The following is an 806-nucleotide window of genomic DNA, read 5'->3' as shown; positions in this document are numbered from 1 at the left end:
CTTATTTTTGAGCTTGTATTCTTTTGAACGCTATCAAACTTCTTAACGGCTTGTAGGCTTTCGGCAATCTCTATTACATCCATATTGTCATTTGGCTTGCCGTCAATTTCTTTTACAAAGCTAAAGAGCGATTTGAGAAAAAAGACAAAATCGCGCTGACTTAAATTCTTGTCGATATTTTGATTAAAAGCAGAATAAAAAGGAGTAACGCCAAGTCCTAGGGTTATTCTCTTGTCTTTAAATTCCGCTTTTTCTTTGGTGTTAAAATCAATTACGCACTCTATTTTTTTATCATCAAAGAATAACTTTGAATTCTCCTCTTTATACTCATTTACCAAGTCCACGAAGCTTTTTACATCAAGAGCATGGATTGAGTATTGATTTCTAAGAGGCTCTTTTAGTAGAGCTTCGATAACATCATAATCTTTATGCACTATTAAGGCTCTTTTGTCATCGTCTATAGATACGCTTGGAATAACGAAATCATTAATCTCTTTTTGCATTTTTTATCCTTTTACATGTTTAAAAGCATTTGATTAGGTGCATTTCTAACAGGCAAAAAGTCGTTAGAAACATAAAACCTAGCCTTTATAGGTTCTTTTGGTAGATTGGCGCTAGTTGTGCCAAAAACTATAATTTCGCCTGATGAGTTTGGATCAGGTTTAACATTTATCTTTATATTGATGCTTGCTGCTTTATTTGTGCTTTGCACGGCTGAAACAGCATCTTTTAAATTATTGGCCGCTTGTGCTAATAAAGCTCCTGCGCCTAAACTTTTTAAGGCATCTATTAAGACATCTATATCG

2 protein-coding genes are annotated in these 806 nt (G+C 34.0%); both read right to left on the bottom strand.

The annotated features are described in order from the left end of the window. A partial coding sequence (locus CDOM16188_RS11095) for a DUF2303 family protein (protein ID WP_172202209.1) occupies positions 1-503 on the bottom strand: 503 nt, incomplete at its 3' end. Between the two features lie 11 nt (positions 504-514). After that, positions 515-806 (bottom strand): hypothetical protein (locus CDOM16188_RS11090; RefSeq protein ID WP_172202207.1); only part of this gene is annotated, 292 nt, incomplete at its 5' end.

The sequence above is a fragment of the Campylobacter sp. RM16188 genome (genome assembly GCF_012978795.1).
In the GTDB taxonomy this organism is placed as follows: Bacteria; Campylobacterota; Campylobacteria; order Campylobacterales; family Campylobacteraceae; genus Campylobacter_A; species Campylobacter_A canis.
The sequence above is the reverse complement of the archived record's forward strand: the minus strand, read 5'-3'. Positions and strand labels throughout refer to the sequence as shown.